The sequence below is a fragment of the Halobacillus sp. KGW1 genome (assembly GCF_001592845.1).
Lineage (GTDB): Bacteria > Bacillota > Bacilli > Bacillales > Halobacillaceae > Halobacillus.
This window is the reverse complement of sequence record NZ_LSOC01000003.1, coordinates 966,866-984,304: the sequence shown is the minus strand read 5'-3', so window position 1 is coordinate 984,304 and position 17,439 is coordinate 966,866. Positions and strand designations below refer to the sequence as shown.

Below are 17,439 nucleotides of genomic sequence, written 5' to 3'. Positions count from 1 at the left end.
GGAATTTACCTATGGTCCAGCCATATAAGCACGAACCATTCACAGATTTTACAGTAGAAGAGAACAAGAAAGCTTTCGAAGAAGCACTGAAGCAGGTGAAGGAAGAGCTTGGTCAGCATCATGACCTTCTCATCAATGGAGAACGCGTGCACACGGATCAGCATATTACGTCCATTAACCCGGCGGATACGAAGCAGGTTGTCGGAACGGTATCGAAAGCGAATGCGGAACTTGCAGAGAAAGCAGTGCAGGCAGCAGCGGACGCTTTTGAAGATTGGCGCAAATGGGATCCACGTGCCCGTGCAGAGCTGCTTTTCCGCGCTGCGCACATCATCCGCCGCCGCAAGCATGAATTCTCCGCTTACCTTGTGTACGAAGTAGGGAAGCCTTGGAAAGAGGCGGATGCGGATACAGCGGAAGCTATCGACTTTCTTGAATATTATGCTCGTCAGATGATTGAACTGAAAGAAGGGAAACCGGTGGAAAGCCGTCCGGGTGAACAGAACCGTTATGTGTACACACCGACAGGCGTAGCCGTCGTCATTCCACCATGGAACCTGGCATTCGCTATCATGGCCGGTACCGCTGTCGCACCGCTTGTGACAGGAAGCACGGTTGTCATGAAGCCGGCCAGCAACAGTCCGGTCGTTGCAGCCAAATTCGTTGAAGTGCTGGAAGAAGCCGGTCTTCCGAAAGGCGTCTTGAACTTCGTCCCTGGAAGCGGCGGCGAAGTAGGCGATTACCTCGTCGATCATCCGAAAACAGCCCTTATTTCCTTCACCGGCTCCCGTGATGTCGGTCTTCGCATCATCAAACGCGCGGCCGAGGTGAAGGAAGGGCAGAATCATATCAAACAGGTGATCGCGGAAATGGGCGGGAAGGATACCGTCGTTGTCGATGAATCAGCGAACATTGAAACAGCCGTCGATGCGATCATCACTTCTGCTTTCGGTTTCTCCGGTCAGAAATGCTCCTCCGGTTCCCGTGTCGTGGCACACGAAGCGGTTTACGATGAAGTGTTGGAGAAAGTGAAAGAGCGTGCCGAACAGTTGACCGTCGGAAATGCCTCCGAAGAGAACGTGTATATGGGGCCTGTCGTCGACAAGGGGGCTTATGACAAGATCATGAGCTACATGGAAATTGGGAAAGAAGAAGGCCGCCTTGTCACTGGTGGAAAAGGTGATGACTCCAAAGGGTATTTCATCAAGCCGACGGTATTTGCAGACCTTGCGCCGGATTCCCGTATGCAGCAGGAGGAAATCTTCGGGCCGGTCGTTTGTTTCACGAAGGCGAAGAACTTCGATGAAGCGATCGATATCGCCAACAATACGGAATATGGACTGACTGGTGCGGTCATTTCCGATGACCGTGATCACCTGGAAAAAGCGAAGTATGATTTCCATGTCGGAAACCTTTACTTCAACCGCAGCTGTACAGGAGCCATTGTCGGCTACCAGCCGTTCGGCGGCTTCAAAATGTCCGGAACCGACTCTAAAGCCGGCGGACCGGATTATCTGGCGCTGCACATGCAGGCGAAGACGATCTCGGAAACGTTCTAAAAACGTATTCGAAAATGTCATCTACTCCTTACAACAAACCAAAGCTCTCCCGGAATGGGGGAGCTTTTTTCATAACCGGCGGGTTTTCTCCGGTACAATTGCTTTTTCTTTCCAACCACAACGGATATAATGGAGGGTAACGCATGACATTCAACCTACTTGGAAAGGTAAGGATTCCTATGGAAGTGAAAGAGTTGATCCTTCAGGCAGAAGATATCCATAAAGCGACAGAATTGATCAGTTCGAAACTGAAGAAACCGGTCATCATTGAAAATAAGAATTTTGAACTCGTGTCCTACAGCTCTGCTTTCGATGACTTCGATCAAACCCAGCAGAAAACGATTTTGTCCAAGAAATGTCCGATCTTCATCATCGACCGCTTGAAGAAGGAAGGGATCGTCCAGCGTCTCGATCAACAGCCGGATGCGATCCGTATTTCTCCAATCGAGGACCTCGGCTTCCAGCAGCGGGTCGTCATCGCTGCCAAGCATCTAGGCCATACGCTCGGCTATGTGTGGATTCAGGAGTCGGATCATTCTCTGGAGGAAACGGATTTACATTTCTTGGAGGAAATTACGCCCCATTTAGGGAAATTAATATATGATCAGTTCATGAAGGTGAATGCCAAGGAAGGACGGAAGGAGGAACTGCTCTGGCAGCTGCTGCAGCATGAGTACGGCAGCGAGCGTCAGTTCCGTCACGATGCTTCCTTAGCGATGCTTCAGGTTCCTGACAGGTTTTCGGTGGTTGTCTTCTCTGTGACCGCTCCCCAGTACAAATACATGCTGGATGAGCTGGAGACAACAGTCAACCGTTTCCGTGCCGATAAACAGCTCTACTATTTGAAGACGGAATTCCAGATCATTATTATGATCGAAGGCCGTGTGAAGGACCGCTTCTCTTCTCGTAACATCGCGCGGGATCTGATCGAAGAAGTGAAGCGCGAGACGGGCGAAGAGGAATTTTACCATTTCCTCATCGGAGTCGGTAAAGAATACACGACGCTGATTCATATGCGAAAGAGCTTCCTGGAGGCATTGGAAGTGATCGAGACGGCAAGTTTCATCAACCCCCGTCCTGAATCCATGCCGAGGGAATTCGCCCGTCTGGGGATTTACCGCTACCTTGCCGCTTTATATGAGAAAAACAGTTCGGAAGACTATTATAGTGAAGATCTGCTTCTTCTCATCAAGAATGATACCGAGAAACAGACGGAACTCCTGCTTACTTTGGAAGCGTACCTTGCGAATAACGGGAAGGGTAAACAGACCGCGCAGGAACTGTTCATTCACCCGAACACGCTCAATTACCGAATCAAACAAATCCAGGAATTGACGAACATCGATTTTTCAGATTTTAACAGCAAAGCCTATTTGTATACGGAGTTATTGCTATTAAATAACGTAGATAATTACTACCAGCGCTACAAATCAGCCCTTCAGAAGGGATAGGAGGAAGTCGATGATCACAGAGGCGGTCATGCTGCACGTGGAAAAAGGAAGAGAACAGGAATATGAAGAAGCGTTCCGGGAAGCATCGACGTACATTTCATCCATGGACGGGTACATATCCCACGAGCTTAAGCGGTGCTTGGAAGTCGATGGTAAGTATTTAATGCTGATCTATTGGCAGACGCTCGAAGACCATACCATCGGTTTCCGCGAATCGGACGAATATAAAGAATGGTCGAGGCTGCTCCATCCTTTCTATGATCCACATCCGACTGTCGAACATTTTGAGAAAGTCGATCTCGGTTAAGCTTCTATGCAAAAAAAATCCGAACGAATTCCCTTTCTGTTTAGAGAAAGAGAATCGTTCGGATTTTTTCGTTTTTTAGGTGCTGTACTCTTGGCTGGGCTGGGAATTGGTAAGGAAAATGGACATGACCAATCCAAGAATGGCGAAAATACCTGCGACGATGAAGGATACGTTGACACCGTGGATCAAACCGATCAGACCTTCCGACGGTTCGGCCTGACTCGTCATGACAGATACGAGAAGTGCCGTACCGACGGCCCCGGCCACTTGGCGCATCGTGTTGTTCATCGCTGTACCGTGCGGCATCAAATGTTCCGGCAGCTGGTTGAGTCCTGCCGTTGTGACAGGCATCATGACCATGGCGATACCGAACATACGGAAACAGTTGACGATCGCCAGGTACGTGAACGTTGTTTGCGGCGTAAGATCGGTGAACAGGAACGTGGAGCCGGTAACGAGCACGAGTCCGATGATGGCGAGCCATTTGGCACCGAATTTATCAAAAAGACGTCCCGTGATCGGGTTCATGATCCCCATGAGTACCGCTCCAGGAAGCAGCATCAAACCGGATTCAAAGGCAGTGAATCCGAGCATGTTCTGCATCATGATTGGTAGAATGACGGCACCGCCGATCATGGCGATGAAGGCAATCATTCCGATAGCTGTCGTTAAGGTGAACATTTTGTATTTGAAAATCCGGAATTCCAGAATTGGTTTCTCCAATTTCAGCTGTCTCGTAATGAACAGGAACAGCGTAACCGCTCCGACACCGAGGGAAATCATTACTTCCCCGCTGAAGAAGCTGTTATTACCGGCGACACTGAATCCATACAGAATCCCGCCGAAACCGAAGGTAGACAGGATGATGGAGATCGGGTCCACTTTCGGAAAGGTCTGTTTGGTTACGTTCTTCAATATGAAGTAAGCGACAATAATATCTGCGATGGCGATCGGCAATATGATGAAGAACAGACTTCTCCAAGGGAATTGCTCGACGACCCATCCGGACAATGTCGGACCGATGGCCGGTGCAAAAGCGATGACGAGTCCGAACATTCCCATTGCTGCACCGCGTTTTTCTATAGGGAAAATCAGGAACAGGATGGTCTGCATCAACGGCAGGATGATCCCCGCCCCGGCAGCTTGAAGGACACGTCCGGCCATCAGTAAGGAGAAGTTCGGTGCGATCCCACAAACGAGCGTACCCGCAGCGAACAATCCGACGGCGGTCAGGAATAAACTTCTTGTCGTAAAACGTTCAATTAAAAAGGCGGTGATCGGAATCATAATTCCATTCACCAGCATAAATATCGACTGCAGCCATTGGGCTGTATTGGCGTCCAATTGAAGATCTTCCATGATCTTCGGCAAGGCCGTTGCAAGTAAGGTTTGGTTCAAAATCGCAACGAACGCCCCCGAGATGAGCACGATCATCAAGGGGACGCGATTAATGGACTTTCTTTCTTCGTCTGTCATCTTACCCCTTCTTTCTTTTGGTGCTTAGCTAAATACTTAGGTGACTAACGATTAATGATAGCATATATTCCATTGGAATTGCATTCTTAATGTTTTTTCCCACAAAAATTCCTTAGAATGCTAACCATTCGACTGCAAAAAGAAAAGAAAGCCGCGTAATACAGCTTTCTAATTGAAATTTTCATCGGGTAGAGGAACGGGCTGCGGGAAATGGGGCGCTTTCCGCGGGGTGGCCGGTGAGCCTCCTCATCGCTGTTGCTTTTCCGGGGTCTCACCTGTGCCACACTTCCCGCAGGAGTCTGCCCCTTTTCCCTCCGCCCTTTACCATAATGATCGCTCTACCGGTTAGTGGCGTTTGCATAGAAAAGCGCTTTTGTTCTTCTATATTACCGATTTGTTTTCTTCTCTGATTTATTGATAACGGTCGTTCCGACGAGGTCGCCGGTGACGTTAAGGGCGGTTGCCCCCATTCCGACAAAGACATCCACCGCTGTAAGCAGCGCGACAGCTTCCATAGGAAGTCCGACTTGCGAGAAGACGGTTGCGATCATGATGATTCCGGCTCCCGGAACTCCGGCTGTACCGACAGAAGCGAGGGTACCAACAAGGACGACCTGAAGCATATCCGTGAAACTCAACGGATCATTGATGACGTTCGCTGCAAATACAGCAGATACAGCAATCCGGATGGCTGCTCCGTCCATATTGATCGTTGCCCCGAGCGGAAGGCTGAACCCGTACAGGCTTTTGTTTAAGCCGAGGTTTTTAGCTGCATTCAGTGTCAGCGGCAGCGTCCCGGAGCTTGACTGTGTGACGAATGCGGTGATCATCGGTGTCCGTGCTTCCCGGAAGAAAGCGGACGGCTTCCGCTTGGTAATCAGCAGGATACCGACATAGATCAGCAGCTGGACAAACAGGCCGACATAAAGGACAAGAATGAAATTTCCAAGCGACAGCAGCGTGTCTTTGCCTTCTGTTCCGACAATTTCAGCAACAATCGCGAAGATTCCGACGGGTACGTACTGCAATATTCCCTTCATGACCGTCAGCGTCGCTTCATTCAAGCCTTCAATCACTTGATACGTACTGTCACCGATTTTCTTATAATCGGCGGAGGAACGCAGGAATGCAATCGCGATTCCGAAGACGATGGCCGTAAAGATGATGCCGAGCAGGTTCATCTCCGTGAGGGCCGTCAAAATGTTTTCCGGTACGATATTTAATAGAACACTTGTGAGACCGGGATTATCCGGGACGTCAATGCTTTCGCTCCCATCCAGGCTCGTGCCCGTTCCCGGTTGGAACAAGCCTGCGACAATGATTCCGACGATAATCGCCAGGGCCGAGGTGCCGAGATAGTAGAGGAACACCTTCCCGCCCATTCGACCGAGGTCGTGCGTGTTGGTCTGATTGACACCGACAATTAATGTAAACAGAATTAATGGAACGATGATGAACTTGAGAAGACGGAGCAGTAAATCTCCAAGCGGAGCCAGGACAGATGCCCCATCGCCGAAGATCAGCCCGACAAGAATCCCGAGTACAAGTGCGACGGTGATTTTCTTAATCAGAGATGTCTCCATATATCCCTTCCACAGTTTACTCATAAGTAACCTCCTTTATTTACCAATATTTATCATGAATTCTGATCGATTTACTTATGATTACGGACTATAACATATAGCATGCCTGCGCCGGGTGTCAATCGACTTGCTTAGTATGAAACAAAGAGACGCTCGTATGAAAAAAAAACGCCTGCCGGCATGGCAGACGCTGATCTAATAAATCGTTTATTTCATTTTCTGTTTGCCGAAATAGAACAGCCCGGAAATGATTCCGACAGCCATCATGGCTACAGATACGATGAGGGCAGTCCATGGGCCGAACTGCACAATGAATGGAACGGATAATGCTGTGATGAAACCGCCTCCTAAGAATGGTTCAAAGAACAGCTGCTTATATCCGAATGCTTCAAAGGATGGTGATTTGTTGTCGGGGTCGACGATACGCATAAGGAGAAGCCCTGTAGCGGTGACGCCCGTCGATTGTCCGAAGTCGCCTAATCCGCGCTCGAACCAATAATCAGGAATGAAACGTGGGGCAAAGTACAAGAAACAGAACAAGTTCCATATAATCCCCGCTGCAGCTAACAGCAAGAACGGAACCAGATACTCACCGATGACGTCGATGGAAACCGTAGCGATGGCAGTCAGGATGAGAACATCCAGAGACAGCCCTTGAATACGGTTGACCATACGGCGGTCGACTAAATTATATTTATCTTTTTTGCTGAAGAAGATCTGTAGAAGCACACCACCGACCATAGCCATAGGGAACAGTGGAATGAATTCCATGAAGCCCGATCCCAGTGTCACCGCTTCTAATTGAATGAGTAATTCTAAGATTCCCCAACCAATGAAGATGGCAAGCATAACAATCGCCATGTGGAAGGATAGAGGTTCGATCGATTCCGGACGGAACGTAAGCTTTCCGTTCGGCTCCAGGTTCTGATATTCCATGAACCCGCGCTTCTGAAGATCGGAGAAATCGTTGATTCCATCAATTACCTTCGTCTTTTTCTTACGGATTCCCCAGTTGATGAGGATGATTCCGAAGATGACACCGGATAAGACGCCGATCGTCGCAAGCCCGATCGCCAAATCGAACGCTTCATCGAAGCCGAATTGTTCGAACGTACCGGCCATACCGGCAGCCGTTCCGTGTCCGCCTTCAAAGGCTACTTCGATCAGGGCTCCTGCCATCGGTGGAATATTGAATACGGGTGTCAGAACAAGCAGCACGAGAAGAAGTCCTACGACATACTGGCCCCAGCCGATCGTCCAGCCAAAAGCTAATTGAGGACCGGCATAATTCCAAATTTGACTCAATTTAGGAAGGGTTGCGCCAAGGAATAAGGCAGCAAACACGACGTTAATCATCAACCCAGGCAGATCCGCCCAGACTTCTGTCACGACCGGCGGCATGACGCCGTAAGAAAGCCAGGAGTCATCCGGCATGAATTTACCTAATACTTGGGGGCCTAACAATAATGCTACAAAACCTCCGATAATCGAAGATGGTAAGAACAAATTTTGTAAAAAAGTCACTTTCACACGGATGATCTTTCCTATCAATAGAAAAAGTCCGATGTAAAGGAGTGCAAAGCCGATTTCATTAGCTGTCAAATTTCATCTCTCCCTTTACGATGGAATATGTAGGTGTCACCTCGGGAATTTTACCATAAAACTCGAAATTCGGCGAATTTTGTCGAGTTATTAGCATATGGTATCCGGGTACATAGGAAATAAAGAAGGAAGTGAAGCCATGACAGAGCCGAGAAAAAAGGTCGTAGTCGCTGGTGCAAGCGGGTATATCGGCCGTAATTTGATGAAAAAATTGGTAAAAAATCATGACATTATCGCATTATCAAGAAATGGGGATGATAAGGAGGACGAGACCCATATTCATTGGAAGTCCTGTGACTTATATTCGTTGATTGATGCGGAAAGAGGACTGGAGGGTGCCGATATTGCTGTCTACCTCGTCCATTCGATGCTTCCCTCAGCGAAGTTGACCCAAGGGTCGTTTGAAGACATGGACGTCATTCTTGCCGATAACTTCGCACAGGCAGCTAAAAAGCAGGGCGTACAGCAAATCATTTACTTAAGCGGGATCGTTCCGGATGATGGGCGTCCGCTGTCCCCTCACTTAAGGAGCCGCCTGGAAGTAGAAGAAATTCTCGGAGCATACGGGACACCGGTCACGACGATCCGGGCAGGGCTTATCGTGGGTCCCTCCGGCTCCTCTTTTCCGATTTTGAAGAATTTGGTGAAGCGGCTGCCGTTTATGGTCTTACCAAGGTGGACGCGGACGAAGACGCAGCCGATTGCTCTCCCGGACGTACTCACTACGCTGGATAAGAGCATTGATAATAGAGAACTGGCAGGGAAGGCTGTCGACGTCGGCGGTCCGGAAGTGATGACTTATGAGGAGATGATGGCAAAACTCGCCGCCGTCATGAACCGCAGCCCGAAGATGATCGATGTTCCTTTTCTAACCATTCAATTGTCCAAGCTGTGGGTGCGTCTTGTGACAGGTTCGCCTAAAGAAATGGTTTACCCATTAATTGAAAGCCTTGTGCATCCGATGATTGTGCAGGAAGAGAACCGCGTGAAAGGACTGAGTGAAGGAAGCATAACGTTTGAAGAAGCGGCGAGGGCTGCTTTAGAGGAAGAAGCACCGAAGAAAAAGGGCCGATTCAAGCCGAAGTTCTCTCCCATCCAGCAGGATGTGCGGTCTGTGCAGAGGATCCCGCTGCCAACGGGTCACTCTGCAGACTGGATTGCAAAATATTACGTGCGCTGGCTGGAGCGGGTGCTCAATCCGTGGGTGAAGACGACGGTTTTTGATGCCAGCCATTGCCGGATCGGTGTCATCTTTAACCGGACGCCCCTGCTTGAACTTACGTATGCCGCTGATCGAAGTACGAGAGACCGGGCGCTTTATTATATTTCCGGCGGCGTTCTGGCCGATGTCGATAAGAATGAGCGGGGCCGGCTTGAATTTCGAAAAATTCCCGGTAAGAATGAAGCGATCGTAGCGATTCATGATTACATGCCGTCGATCCCTTGGTTCTTTTATAAATATACACAGGCCAAAGCCCATCTGCTTGTCATGCACTGCTTCCGCCGTCATTTGGAAAAATGGGATACAACCCCTCCTCTTTCCTTTCGGAGCCATGCATAAACCAGCCGGAATGGACGAAGAATAGGGGTGTAAGACATCATGTTTTACACGAGGTGAAAACCATGGGCAATAAAGAGAAGAAACACAATCGTCAGTTTAAAGAGACGAAGAGCAAAGGTGAGCATCGAAACGGCCGCCTTGCCCAATTCAAGAACCACAGTACGGAGTTCGGTCAAGAGCCGAATGAATATATCGATCGAGGCCGTTACTAACGGTACTTCGATACGGGTCCGCCTATATGGCGGGCCTTTTTGCGTCTTTTCCTTTTTTTATCAAATGGCTTAAAACCGTACTTTCTATGTCGATACATACGTATAGAAGCGTGAGTGAGGGAGGAAAAGGCATTGTTATTTAAGAAGAAGCAGACGCCAACAATACCAATAGAAGAAAAATTCAGTGGAGAGCTCCATCTCGTAGAAGGGACGGATGTGAAGAGGCAGTGTGACATGATCGGGTTGACAGAGCCCGATCTGGCCGTTCTCCAGTCGCTCCAACCTGTTGTTGCCACTCATATCGGTGCAGTCGTCGATCAATTCTATGCCAACTTACAGAAAGAACCGTCCTTGACCGCCATCATTGAGGAAACCAGCTCCGTCGATCGGTTGAAGCAGACGCTCAGGAGACACATAGAAGAAATGTTTACAGGAATCATCGACGAAGCGTTTTTGGAGAAGAGGCGGACGATCGCTTCTGTTCATTTGAGAATCGGGCTGAAACCGAAGTGGTATATGTGCGCGTTCCAGGATCTCACCCATTCCTTCCTTGATATTTTCTCTCGGGAACTTGGAACCGGTCCTCAGTTTCTGGAAGCACTTCGTGCGGTGACAAAAATCTTGAATCTGGAGCAGCAGTTGGTTTTGGAAATGTTTGAAGAGGAGGCGGCAGGTCTGCGGGAAGTGGAAGTACATAAGCGCATGGAGGCCTATACGAGGATCGACCGGATGTCGGAGGAGGTCGCAGCTGTATCCCAGCAGGCCAGTGCCTCTACCGAACATCTGACAGACCAGACGAAGAACATCGTCGCAGCATCAAGAGAAGGGGTGCGTATTTCTCATGATGTAGAGCGACAATCTTTAGAAGGACAGGACCGCCTGCAGGTCCAGCAATCACAAATGGATGAAATGAAAGGGCAGATCGATTCGATTACAGCCGATATGAACCACCTCCAAGGGACAGCGGAACAGATCAGCAAAATTGTCACCATTGTATCGTCCATAGCCGAGCAGACGAATTTACTGTCCTTAAACGCGTCTATTGAAGCTGCACGGGCGGGGGAACATGGAGCAGGCTTCACAGTTGTTGCCAATGAAGTAAGGAAGCTCTCCGAACAGACGAAAGCATCTGTGGAAGAAGTAGCAGCGCTTATCACGATGACAAGCTCTCAAATCCACAAGGTGTCTGCCAGCGTGACGCAGATGGATGGGGCCGTCCGTCAGAGCACCGAAAGCATGCAGCACATCAACAAATTCTTCACCGGAATTGTTGAGGCAATGGGGGAGAACAAGGCTTTCAGTGACAGCGTAGAAGCAGAGCTTGCTGCGTTTGCGGAAGCAATCCAGGAAATAAATGCAGCGGTAACGGATGTCGCTGCTTCTTCCCAGCGTCTTACACAAGTCACGGAATAATAAAAAAGCGCCGGATCCTACTACGGATCCGGCGCTTTTCGTCTACCTCTTCATCGTTGAGCGTTTACTTCCACGACTTTTTCCTGTTGGACGGAAGGCTCTTCCTTCGACTCTGTCAGCTCTTCTTTTGCTTCCTTCGCCTTACCGCCTACCTCCTGCAGGTCCTCTCCGGCGTCTTTTGCCGTATGGATAATGGCTTCGGACTCTTCTTTAATATCTTTCACTTTTTCAGTAATTTCCTTGCCTTGGTTATTGAAGACTTCCTGAACGGTTGTAATGGCTTCGTTAGCGATGGTTACAACGTTCTGGATGCGGGTTAAGAGGTCATCCTTCTTCGCTTTCGGGTCCTCTTTCACCTCGGAGGCATAGCCTGTTACGGCATTTTTGGTGGATTTCGTTCCCTCCATGATACGCTTTCGTTCTTCGGGGTTTTTAATTAGAACAAATGCTCCCCCGATCACTGCTCCAGTCAGCATGGCCAACGGCAGTTTCCCTCGTTTTTTAGTTTGTGTTGCGTTTCCATTCGTTTGTGTCATCTTAATATCCCCTTTCTGTTTCGTATTTGCGGCAGCTGCCTGTTGCAGCTCCTTCTTTGATTCCTGAAGATACTGGTGTCCGGAAAGACCTGTTTCATATAGCTCTTTCTTCTTTCTGTACCATTTCATCTTCGTGATGGATGGATCTTTGCTTATCGATCGTGCCGTATATCCCGCGAGAACCCCTGAAGCTCCTCCGATTATCCAGTCGCTGTCCTTCTTCATACAGACGTACTCTTGATCTGGGCGGATTTCAGCGCTTTTCGCTTCTGGCTTAAATAATACGTCAAGGCGAGGGCCCCGTAAATGCCGCGCCAGCCTTCCTCGTTAATTTTCTGTTCTCCCTCGTGGGTGCTCGTCTTGATCGTGTGGGTCACATCAACGAGAGAAGAGGTCAATTTACGGGAAGATTCCCCAATGTCGCCCACGATATAGAAGAGCGGGCTGAGGGCACGGATCTTTTCATTAACATCTGCCAGCGTATCGTTGCTTTGATGGAGGACGCCGGTCGTTTCCTTCATGACAGAATCCAACTGCTCCGGCAGCTGATCCACCGTCTTTCTTACGCCTTTGAGGACATTGGCTAAATTATTCAGTGCTTTAATCAGGAAGATTGATACGATGGCAAAGGCGATGCCGATGATCAATACTCCAATTCCTAAGAAATCCATATGAGCTGCCTCCTTTTATTTTGCATTTTTCCGTTTCCATTTCAAATAAAGTTCGATGGCCGCATCGCCCCATTGGAGCGCCTTGACCACCTTTTCATCCTTTTGGTGGGAAGCATGGGCGACACTCTCACTCATGCCCTGCAGGGACTGGTTTACGTTACCGACAGTCGACCCTACATTATTAATGGTGTCGAAAAGTCCGTCTAAGGTTTGTGTTTTCGATTCGATATCGGAAGCGATCGTGTTCGTCTTCTTAAGGAGATGTTCTGATTCTGTGGTAATTCCCTGCATCTGTCCCTCCACTTTCTCTAATGTATGGGAGACGCTGGTCATGGTGCTGGCTGCCGCCTTCAGCGTTTTGACGACATAGATACTGATGAATGCGAATGCGATGGCGATGATTAGTAGGCTGATCCCTGCTAATGACATGACTGTTCACCTCGTTAATTTTGGTTTCTAAAGCTATACCACTATTTTTTTTGTCTGAAACGCATTTGAGAAAACTATACGATGTGTAAAAATATGTAATAAACCGTTTTCTTTTGTAATAAAAAGGGAATCGACATCACATGAAAGCGATTTCCGAAAATTGCGAACCTATTATAAGTGATTTTGGCATTAATTTGGGAAAATCCGACAAAATCCGACAAAACTTTTCAGAATATTTTCATTAATTTTAATTGTAAAAGCGTTCGCCAAAATTTATGATGAATATAAGCATATTAAAACGTTCTCAACAGGCTGGTGTAAAACAACGGCATAAGGCTGGTGAAGAACATTCATGAGGAGTGATGATGTGGTTCAGGATACAACTTTAGAGCATGATATCTACTTGTTCCATCAAGGGAATCTCCGGTACAGTTACCGACTGCTCGGTGCTCATCCCGAAACGCGGAATGGAAAGCAGGGGATCCGCTTTGCCGTATGGGCCCCTAATGCTGTCCGTGTAAGCGTCGTCGGTATGTTCAACGACTGGGATGGACGGGAGAACCCGATGGAGAAAGTCAATGATAACGGGATATGGGTGGCGTTCATCCCGAATCTCGATTCAGGGACGATCTATAAATACGAAATCCTGACCGCACACGGACATTTGAGACTGAAGGCTGACCCTTACGCATTTTCCAGCGAACTGCGCCCCGATACTGCTTCCGTCGTCTATCCGCTGGATGGTTATGAGTGGAAAGATCATCAGTGGATGCAAGAACGGAAGGCGAAGAACCCGTATGAATCTCCGATGTCCATCTATGAGCTTCATTTAGGGTCATGGAAGAATATTGAACCGGAAGTCTTCTATAATTTTCGGGAGTATGCAGATATGGTCATTCCGTATGTTAAGGACCTCGGTTACACCCACATCGAATTACTACCTATGACGGAGCACCCGTTCGACCGCTCCTGGGGATATCAGGCGACAGGCTACTACTCCGTCACCTCCCGCTACGGCACCCCGGATGATTTCAAATATTTTGTCGACCGCTGTCACAATTCTGGAATCGGTGTCATATTGGACTGGGTCCCAGGTCACTTCTGCAAGGACGAGCACGGACTGAGACGCTTCGACGGAGAAGCGCTTTATGAGTATGCCGATCCTAAGAAGGCGGAGAAAACCCAATGGGGAACGCTTACGTTCGACTTTGCAAGGAACGAAGTGAAGAGCTTTCTCATTTCAAACGCTGTTTACTGGCTTAAGGAATACCATCTGGACGGGCTCCGTGTCGATGCCGTCGCCAGTATGCTCTACCTCGACTTCGGTAAGGAAGACGGGGAATGGGAGCTGAATGAATACGGCGGAAGAGAAAACCTGGAAGCTGTAACGTTCATCAAACAAATGAATGAATCCGTTTTCGAAGAAATTCCCGATACGCTTATGATGGCTGAGGAATCCACGTCCTGGCCGATGGTTAGCGCTCCGACTTATATCGGAGGCCTCGGGTTCAATTATAAATGGAACATGGGTTGGATGAATGACATGCTCAAGTACATGGAGATGGATCCGATTCATCGGAAGTACCATCACAACCTGATTACCTTCTCGATCCATTATGCATTTTCCGAAAACTTTGTATTACCGATTTCTCATGATGAGGTCGTTCATGGTAAGAAGTCGTTATTAAATAAAATGCCTGGGGACTACTGGCAGAAATTCGCCAATCTGCGTGCTTTTCTCGCCTTTATGTACGCCCATCCAGGGAAGAAACTTTTATTCATGGGAGGTGAATTCGGTCAATTCGATGAATGGAAGGACTTAGAGGACTTGGATTGGGAACTGCTCGATTACGAATCCCACGCCTCCATTTTGGAATACACGAAACAATTGCATCGTTTGTATAAGGACATGCCCGCCCTGTGGGAGTTCGATCACAAACCGGAAGGATTCACATGGATCGATCCCAACAACTACGAGCAGAGCATCGTATCGTTCGTACGCAACAGCCGTACGTCCAATGATCAGCTGGTAGTGGTATGTAACTTCACACCGGAAGTTTATCACGACTACAAAGTAGGGGTCCCGAAAAACGGCTCATACAAAGAAATTTTCTCGAGTGATGCGGAACACTTCGGAGGTTCTGGGCAGACGAACGGACTGCCGCTGGAAACAGTACCTTCTCCATGGCAAGGACAGGATCAACATATTACCATGACGATTCCCCCGCTCGGTGTGAGCTTCTTGAAGAGAACTTCAGTATCCAAGGAGGAAAATCATGAAAAATAAAGAATGCGTTGCGATGCTTTTGGCCGGCGGTCAAGGGACACGACTGAAATCATTAACCAAACAAATTGCGAAACCAGCCGTCTATTTCGGCGGAAAATACCGGATCATTGATTTTCCATTAAGTAACTGCACGAACTCCGGCATCGATACGGTCGGTGTTCTCACACAATACGAACCACTGATCCTGAACGATTATATCGGAATCGGGGACACGTGGGATTTGGACCGTAAATACGGAGGCGTTTCTGTACTGCCGCCTTTCATGCAGGCAGCAGGCGGAGGTTGGTATTCTGGGACAGCGAACGCCATCTACCGTAATTTGAAATTCCTTAACCAATATGATCCGGAACACGTACTGGTGCTTTCCGGTGACCATATCTATAAGATGGATTACAATGCGATGCTCGACCACCACAAGAAGACGGATGCAGATGCGACGATCTCTGTCATCGAAGTCCCTTGGGAAGAAGCGAGCCGCTTCGGGATCATGAATACCGATGATGATGGAAGCATTACCGAGTTTGATGAGAAACCTGAATTTCCGAAGAGCAACCTGGCGTCGATGGGTGTATATATCTTCAAATGGGAAGTATTGAAGCGTTATTTGATCGATGATGCGGAGAAAGAAGATTCCTCCCATGATTTCGGGAAAGATATCATCCCTGCTCTTCTTTATGATTATAAAAAGCTGATGGCATTCCAGTTCGAAGGATACTGGAAGGATGTCGGTACGGTCGATAGTCTGTGGGAAGCGAATATGGATCTGTTGAAGAAGAACCCTGAGCTCGACCTCAACGATCACAGATGGCGCATCTATTCGAAGAACCCGAACCAGCCGCCGCAGTACATTGCACCGAGAGGCTCCGTCCGGAATGCCCTCGTCAATGAAGGCTGCCGGATTTATGGAACGGTTGATACATCGATTATTTTTTACGGTGTGCATGTCGGCGAGTCTTCTGTCGTGAAAGATTCCGTCATCATGCCGGACGTGAAGATCGGCAAGAACGTGAAGATACACCGCGCGATCATCTCCAAAGGCAGCGTCATTGAAGACGGAGCCGTCATCGGCGACCCTTCACCAGACAGTGAAATCACGCTTGTAGCAGATGAAGGCAGCGTCCTTGCGACAAGCTACGCAACGAATAGTTAAAGGGAGGATATTATGGATCGTATTGCAGGAATCATAAACTTAGATCACGAACAAGACATGATGGACGAACTGACTTATTTCCGGTGCGGAGCGGCTGTACCATTCGCCGGCCGTTACCGGATGATCGACTTTACAATTTCGAACATGACCAATTCCAGAATTGAATCCGTGGCTGTGTTCGCGCGTCGTAAGTACCGCTCACTTATGGATCACTTGGAACAAGGGAAAGCATGGGATTTGGACAGGATGCGCGGCGGATTATTCATTTTGCCGCCGGACTGGAATGATCCAACGGACATTTCCCGCGGGGATCTGCAGCATTTCCACAACAATATAGACTTCATCAACCGGACACTTGCAGATTATATCGTCGTTTCCGGTTCCCAGAACATCTGCAACATTGACTTCCAGGATGTCCTCCGTGAACATAAGGAATCAGGAGCGGATGTAACGGTCGTCTATACGAAGGTAGAGGAGCTTTATCCGGAGTTCCATCGGGCTCACAAGCTGGACCTGGATGCAGACAACCGGGTGACAGCTATTCACAATGATCACAGCAATTCCAATGTGTACATGGATATGTACATCATCGAGAAGCAGTATTTGTATGAGCTGATCGAGAAGTGTATCGCACACGGCTGCTCGAACTTTTTCCTGGACGGGATCAAGTCGAAGATTCCGGACATCCATGTCCATGCGTATGAATATGAAGGAACTCATGCTTTGATCAATTCCGTGGAAAGCTACTACCGCAACAGTTCCAAACTGCTTGATGCAGACGAACATGATGCACTGTTTAAGGAAGAAGCACCTATTTTCACAAAAGTGAAAAATGAAGCGCCTTCCAACTATACGGAAACGTCCAACGTCACCAATACGATGGTCGCAAACGGCTGTGTTATCGAGGGTCATGTGGAAGACAGCATCCTTTTCCGAGGTGTGAAAGTAGGAGAAGGAGCCGTCATTAAAAACTCGATCATCATGCAGCGCTGCGAAATTGAAAGCAATGCTGTTCTCGAGAATGTCATCCTTGATAAAGACTGCAGCATCTCCCGCGGCAAAACGCTGATCGGTGCCCCGGAGAAACCGTTTGTTATCGCCAAGAGAAGGACGATGTAAACGAACGTTATCAAAAATGAATGACTAACATAAGGGACTGTCTGGACGCATCACTCTGGTCAGTCCCTTTCGCGTAAGACGCA

At 48.5% G+C, this 17,439-nt stretch carries 15 protein-coding genes; 9 read left to right on the top strand and 6 right to left on the bottom strand.

All coding sequences use genetic code 11. The features are described 5' to 3' along the window. Nucleotides 1-11: 11 nt before the first annotated feature. The 3 genes from pruA to AXG56_RS13830 all read left to right on the top strand — a co-directional run bounded on the left by pruA (nt 12) and on the right by AXG56_RS13830 (nt 3,317). A complete protein-coding gene (gene pruA / locus AXG56_RS13840; RefSeq protein ID WP_008633794.1) occupies nt 12-1,559 on the top strand; it encodes an L-glutamate gamma-semialdehyde dehydrogenase in 1,548 nt (515 codons plus the stop codon). Nucleotides 1,560-1,702: 143 nt separating this feature from the next. Continuing rightward, nucleotides 1,703-3,010, top strand: a complete 1,308-nt coding sequence (locus tag AXG56_RS13835; protein WP_235601505.1) for a CdaR family transcriptional regulator — start codon at nt 1,703-1,705, stop codon at nt 3,008-3,010. 10 nt (nt 3,011-3,020) lie between these two features. Beyond that, on the top strand, nt 3,021-3,317 hold the full coding sequence (locus tag AXG56_RS13830) for an antibiotic biosynthesis monooxygenase (protein ID WP_026577718.1): 297 nt from the start codon (nt 3,021-3,023) through the stop codon (nt 3,315-3,317). A gap of 75 nt (nt 3,318-3,392) precedes the next feature. Here AXG56_RS13830 and AXG56_RS13825 read toward each other — a convergent pair whose 3' ends face one another. From AXG56_RS13825 to AXG56_RS13815, 3 genes are all read right to left on the bottom strand, one after another. After that, nucleotides 3,393-4,793, bottom strand: a complete 1,401-nt coding sequence (locus AXG56_RS13825; RefSeq protein WP_026577719.1) for an MDR family MFS transporter — start codon at nt 4,791-4,793, stop codon at nt 3,393-3,395. 386 nt (nt 4,794-5,179) lie between these two features. Continuing rightward, nucleotides 5,180-6,400: a dicarboxylate/amino acid:cation symporter gene (locus AXG56_RS13820; protein WP_008633687.1), complete on the bottom strand. Its 1,221-nt coding sequence runs from the start codon at nt 6,398-6,400 to the stop codon at nt 5,180-5,182. A gap of 183 nt (nt 6,401-6,583) precedes the next feature. Then, entirely contained in the window at nt 6,584-7,978 is a 1,395-nt protein-coding gene (locus AXG56_RS13815; protein ID WP_026577721.1) for a sodium/glutamate symporter, read from the bottom strand. Nucleotides 7,979-8,117: 139 nt separating this feature from the next. Here AXG56_RS13815 and AXG56_RS13810 point away from each other — a divergent pair, with 139 nt between their 5' ends. From AXG56_RS13810 to AXG56_RS13805, 3 genes are all read left to right on the top strand, one after another. Beyond that, on the top strand, nt 8,118-9,539 hold the full coding sequence (locus AXG56_RS13810) for an NAD(P)H-binding protein (RefSeq protein ID WP_062515040.1): 1,422 nt from the start codon (nt 8,118-8,120) through the stop codon (nt 9,537-9,539). 62 nt (nt 9,540-9,601) lie between these two features. After that, nucleotides 9,602-9,751: a hypothetical protein gene (locus AXG56_RS19685; RefSeq protein ID WP_008633681.1), complete on the top strand. Its 150-nt coding sequence runs from the start codon at nt 9,602-9,604 to the stop codon at nt 9,749-9,751. Between the two features lie 132 nt (nt 9,752-9,883). After that, nucleotides 9,884-11,164 (top strand): globin-coupled sensor protein, encoded by a 1,281-nt coding sequence (locus AXG56_RS13805; RefSeq protein ID WP_062515038.1) that lies wholly within the window; start codon nt 9,884-9,886, stop codon nt 11,162-11,164. A 50-nt stretch (nt 11,165-11,214) separates the two neighbouring features. Here the strand turns inward: AXG56_RS13805 and AXG56_RS13800 are convergent, their stop codons facing one another. From AXG56_RS13800 to AXG56_RS13790, 3 genes are read right to left on the bottom strand one after another with little or no spacing between them, the layout of a single operon-like run. After that, the gene (locus tag AXG56_RS13800; protein ID WP_008633673.1) at nt 11,215-11,925 is read right to left on the bottom strand and encodes a hypothetical protein; all 711 of its coding nucleotides are present in this window, start codon (nt 11,923-11,925) and stop codon (nt 11,215-11,217) included. Further along, nucleotides 11,922-12,371 carry a DUF948 domain-containing protein gene (locus AXG56_RS13795; RefSeq protein ID WP_008633671.1) on the bottom strand — a complete coding sequence of 150 codons (450 nt, stop codon included), beginning with the start codon at nt 12,369-12,371 and terminating at the stop codon, nt 11,922-11,924. The genes AXG56_RS13800 and AXG56_RS13795 overlap by 4 nt, the downstream gene beginning before the upstream one ends. Before the next feature lie 15 nt (nt 12,372-12,386). Further along, entirely contained in the window at nt 12,387-12,800 is a 414-nt protein-coding gene (locus AXG56_RS13790) for a DUF948 domain-containing protein (RefSeq protein WP_008633669.1), read from the bottom strand. Between the two features lie 367 nt (nt 12,801-13,167). On the opposite strand from AXG56_RS13790, the gene glgB reads away from it, so the two are divergent. Genes glgB through glgD form a run of 3 tightly spaced genes read left to right on the top strand, consistent with a single transcriptional unit; the run spans nt 13,168 to nt 17,356 of the window. Continuing rightward, nucleotides 13,168-15,087: a 1,4-alpha-glucan branching protein GlgB gene (gene glgB / locus AXG56_RS13785; protein ID WP_008633666.1), complete on the top strand. Its 1,920-nt coding sequence runs from the start codon at nt 13,168-13,170 to the stop codon at nt 15,085-15,087. Beyond that, nucleotides 15,077-16,237: a glucose-1-phosphate adenylyltransferase gene (locus tag AXG56_RS13780; protein ID WP_035388126.1), complete on the top strand. Its 1,161-nt coding sequence runs from the start codon at nt 15,077-15,079 to the stop codon at nt 16,235-16,237. Before glgB ends, AXG56_RS13780 begins: the two co-directional genes overlap by 11 nt. A gap of 12 nt (nt 16,238-16,249) precedes the next feature. Then, nucleotides 16,250-17,356 (top strand): glucose-1-phosphate adenylyltransferase subunit GlgD, encoded by a 1,107-nt coding sequence (gene glgD / locus AXG56_RS13775; RefSeq protein ID WP_026577724.1) that lies wholly within the window; start codon nt 16,250-16,252, stop codon nt 17,354-17,356. Nucleotides 17,357-17,439: the final 83 nt, after the last annotated feature.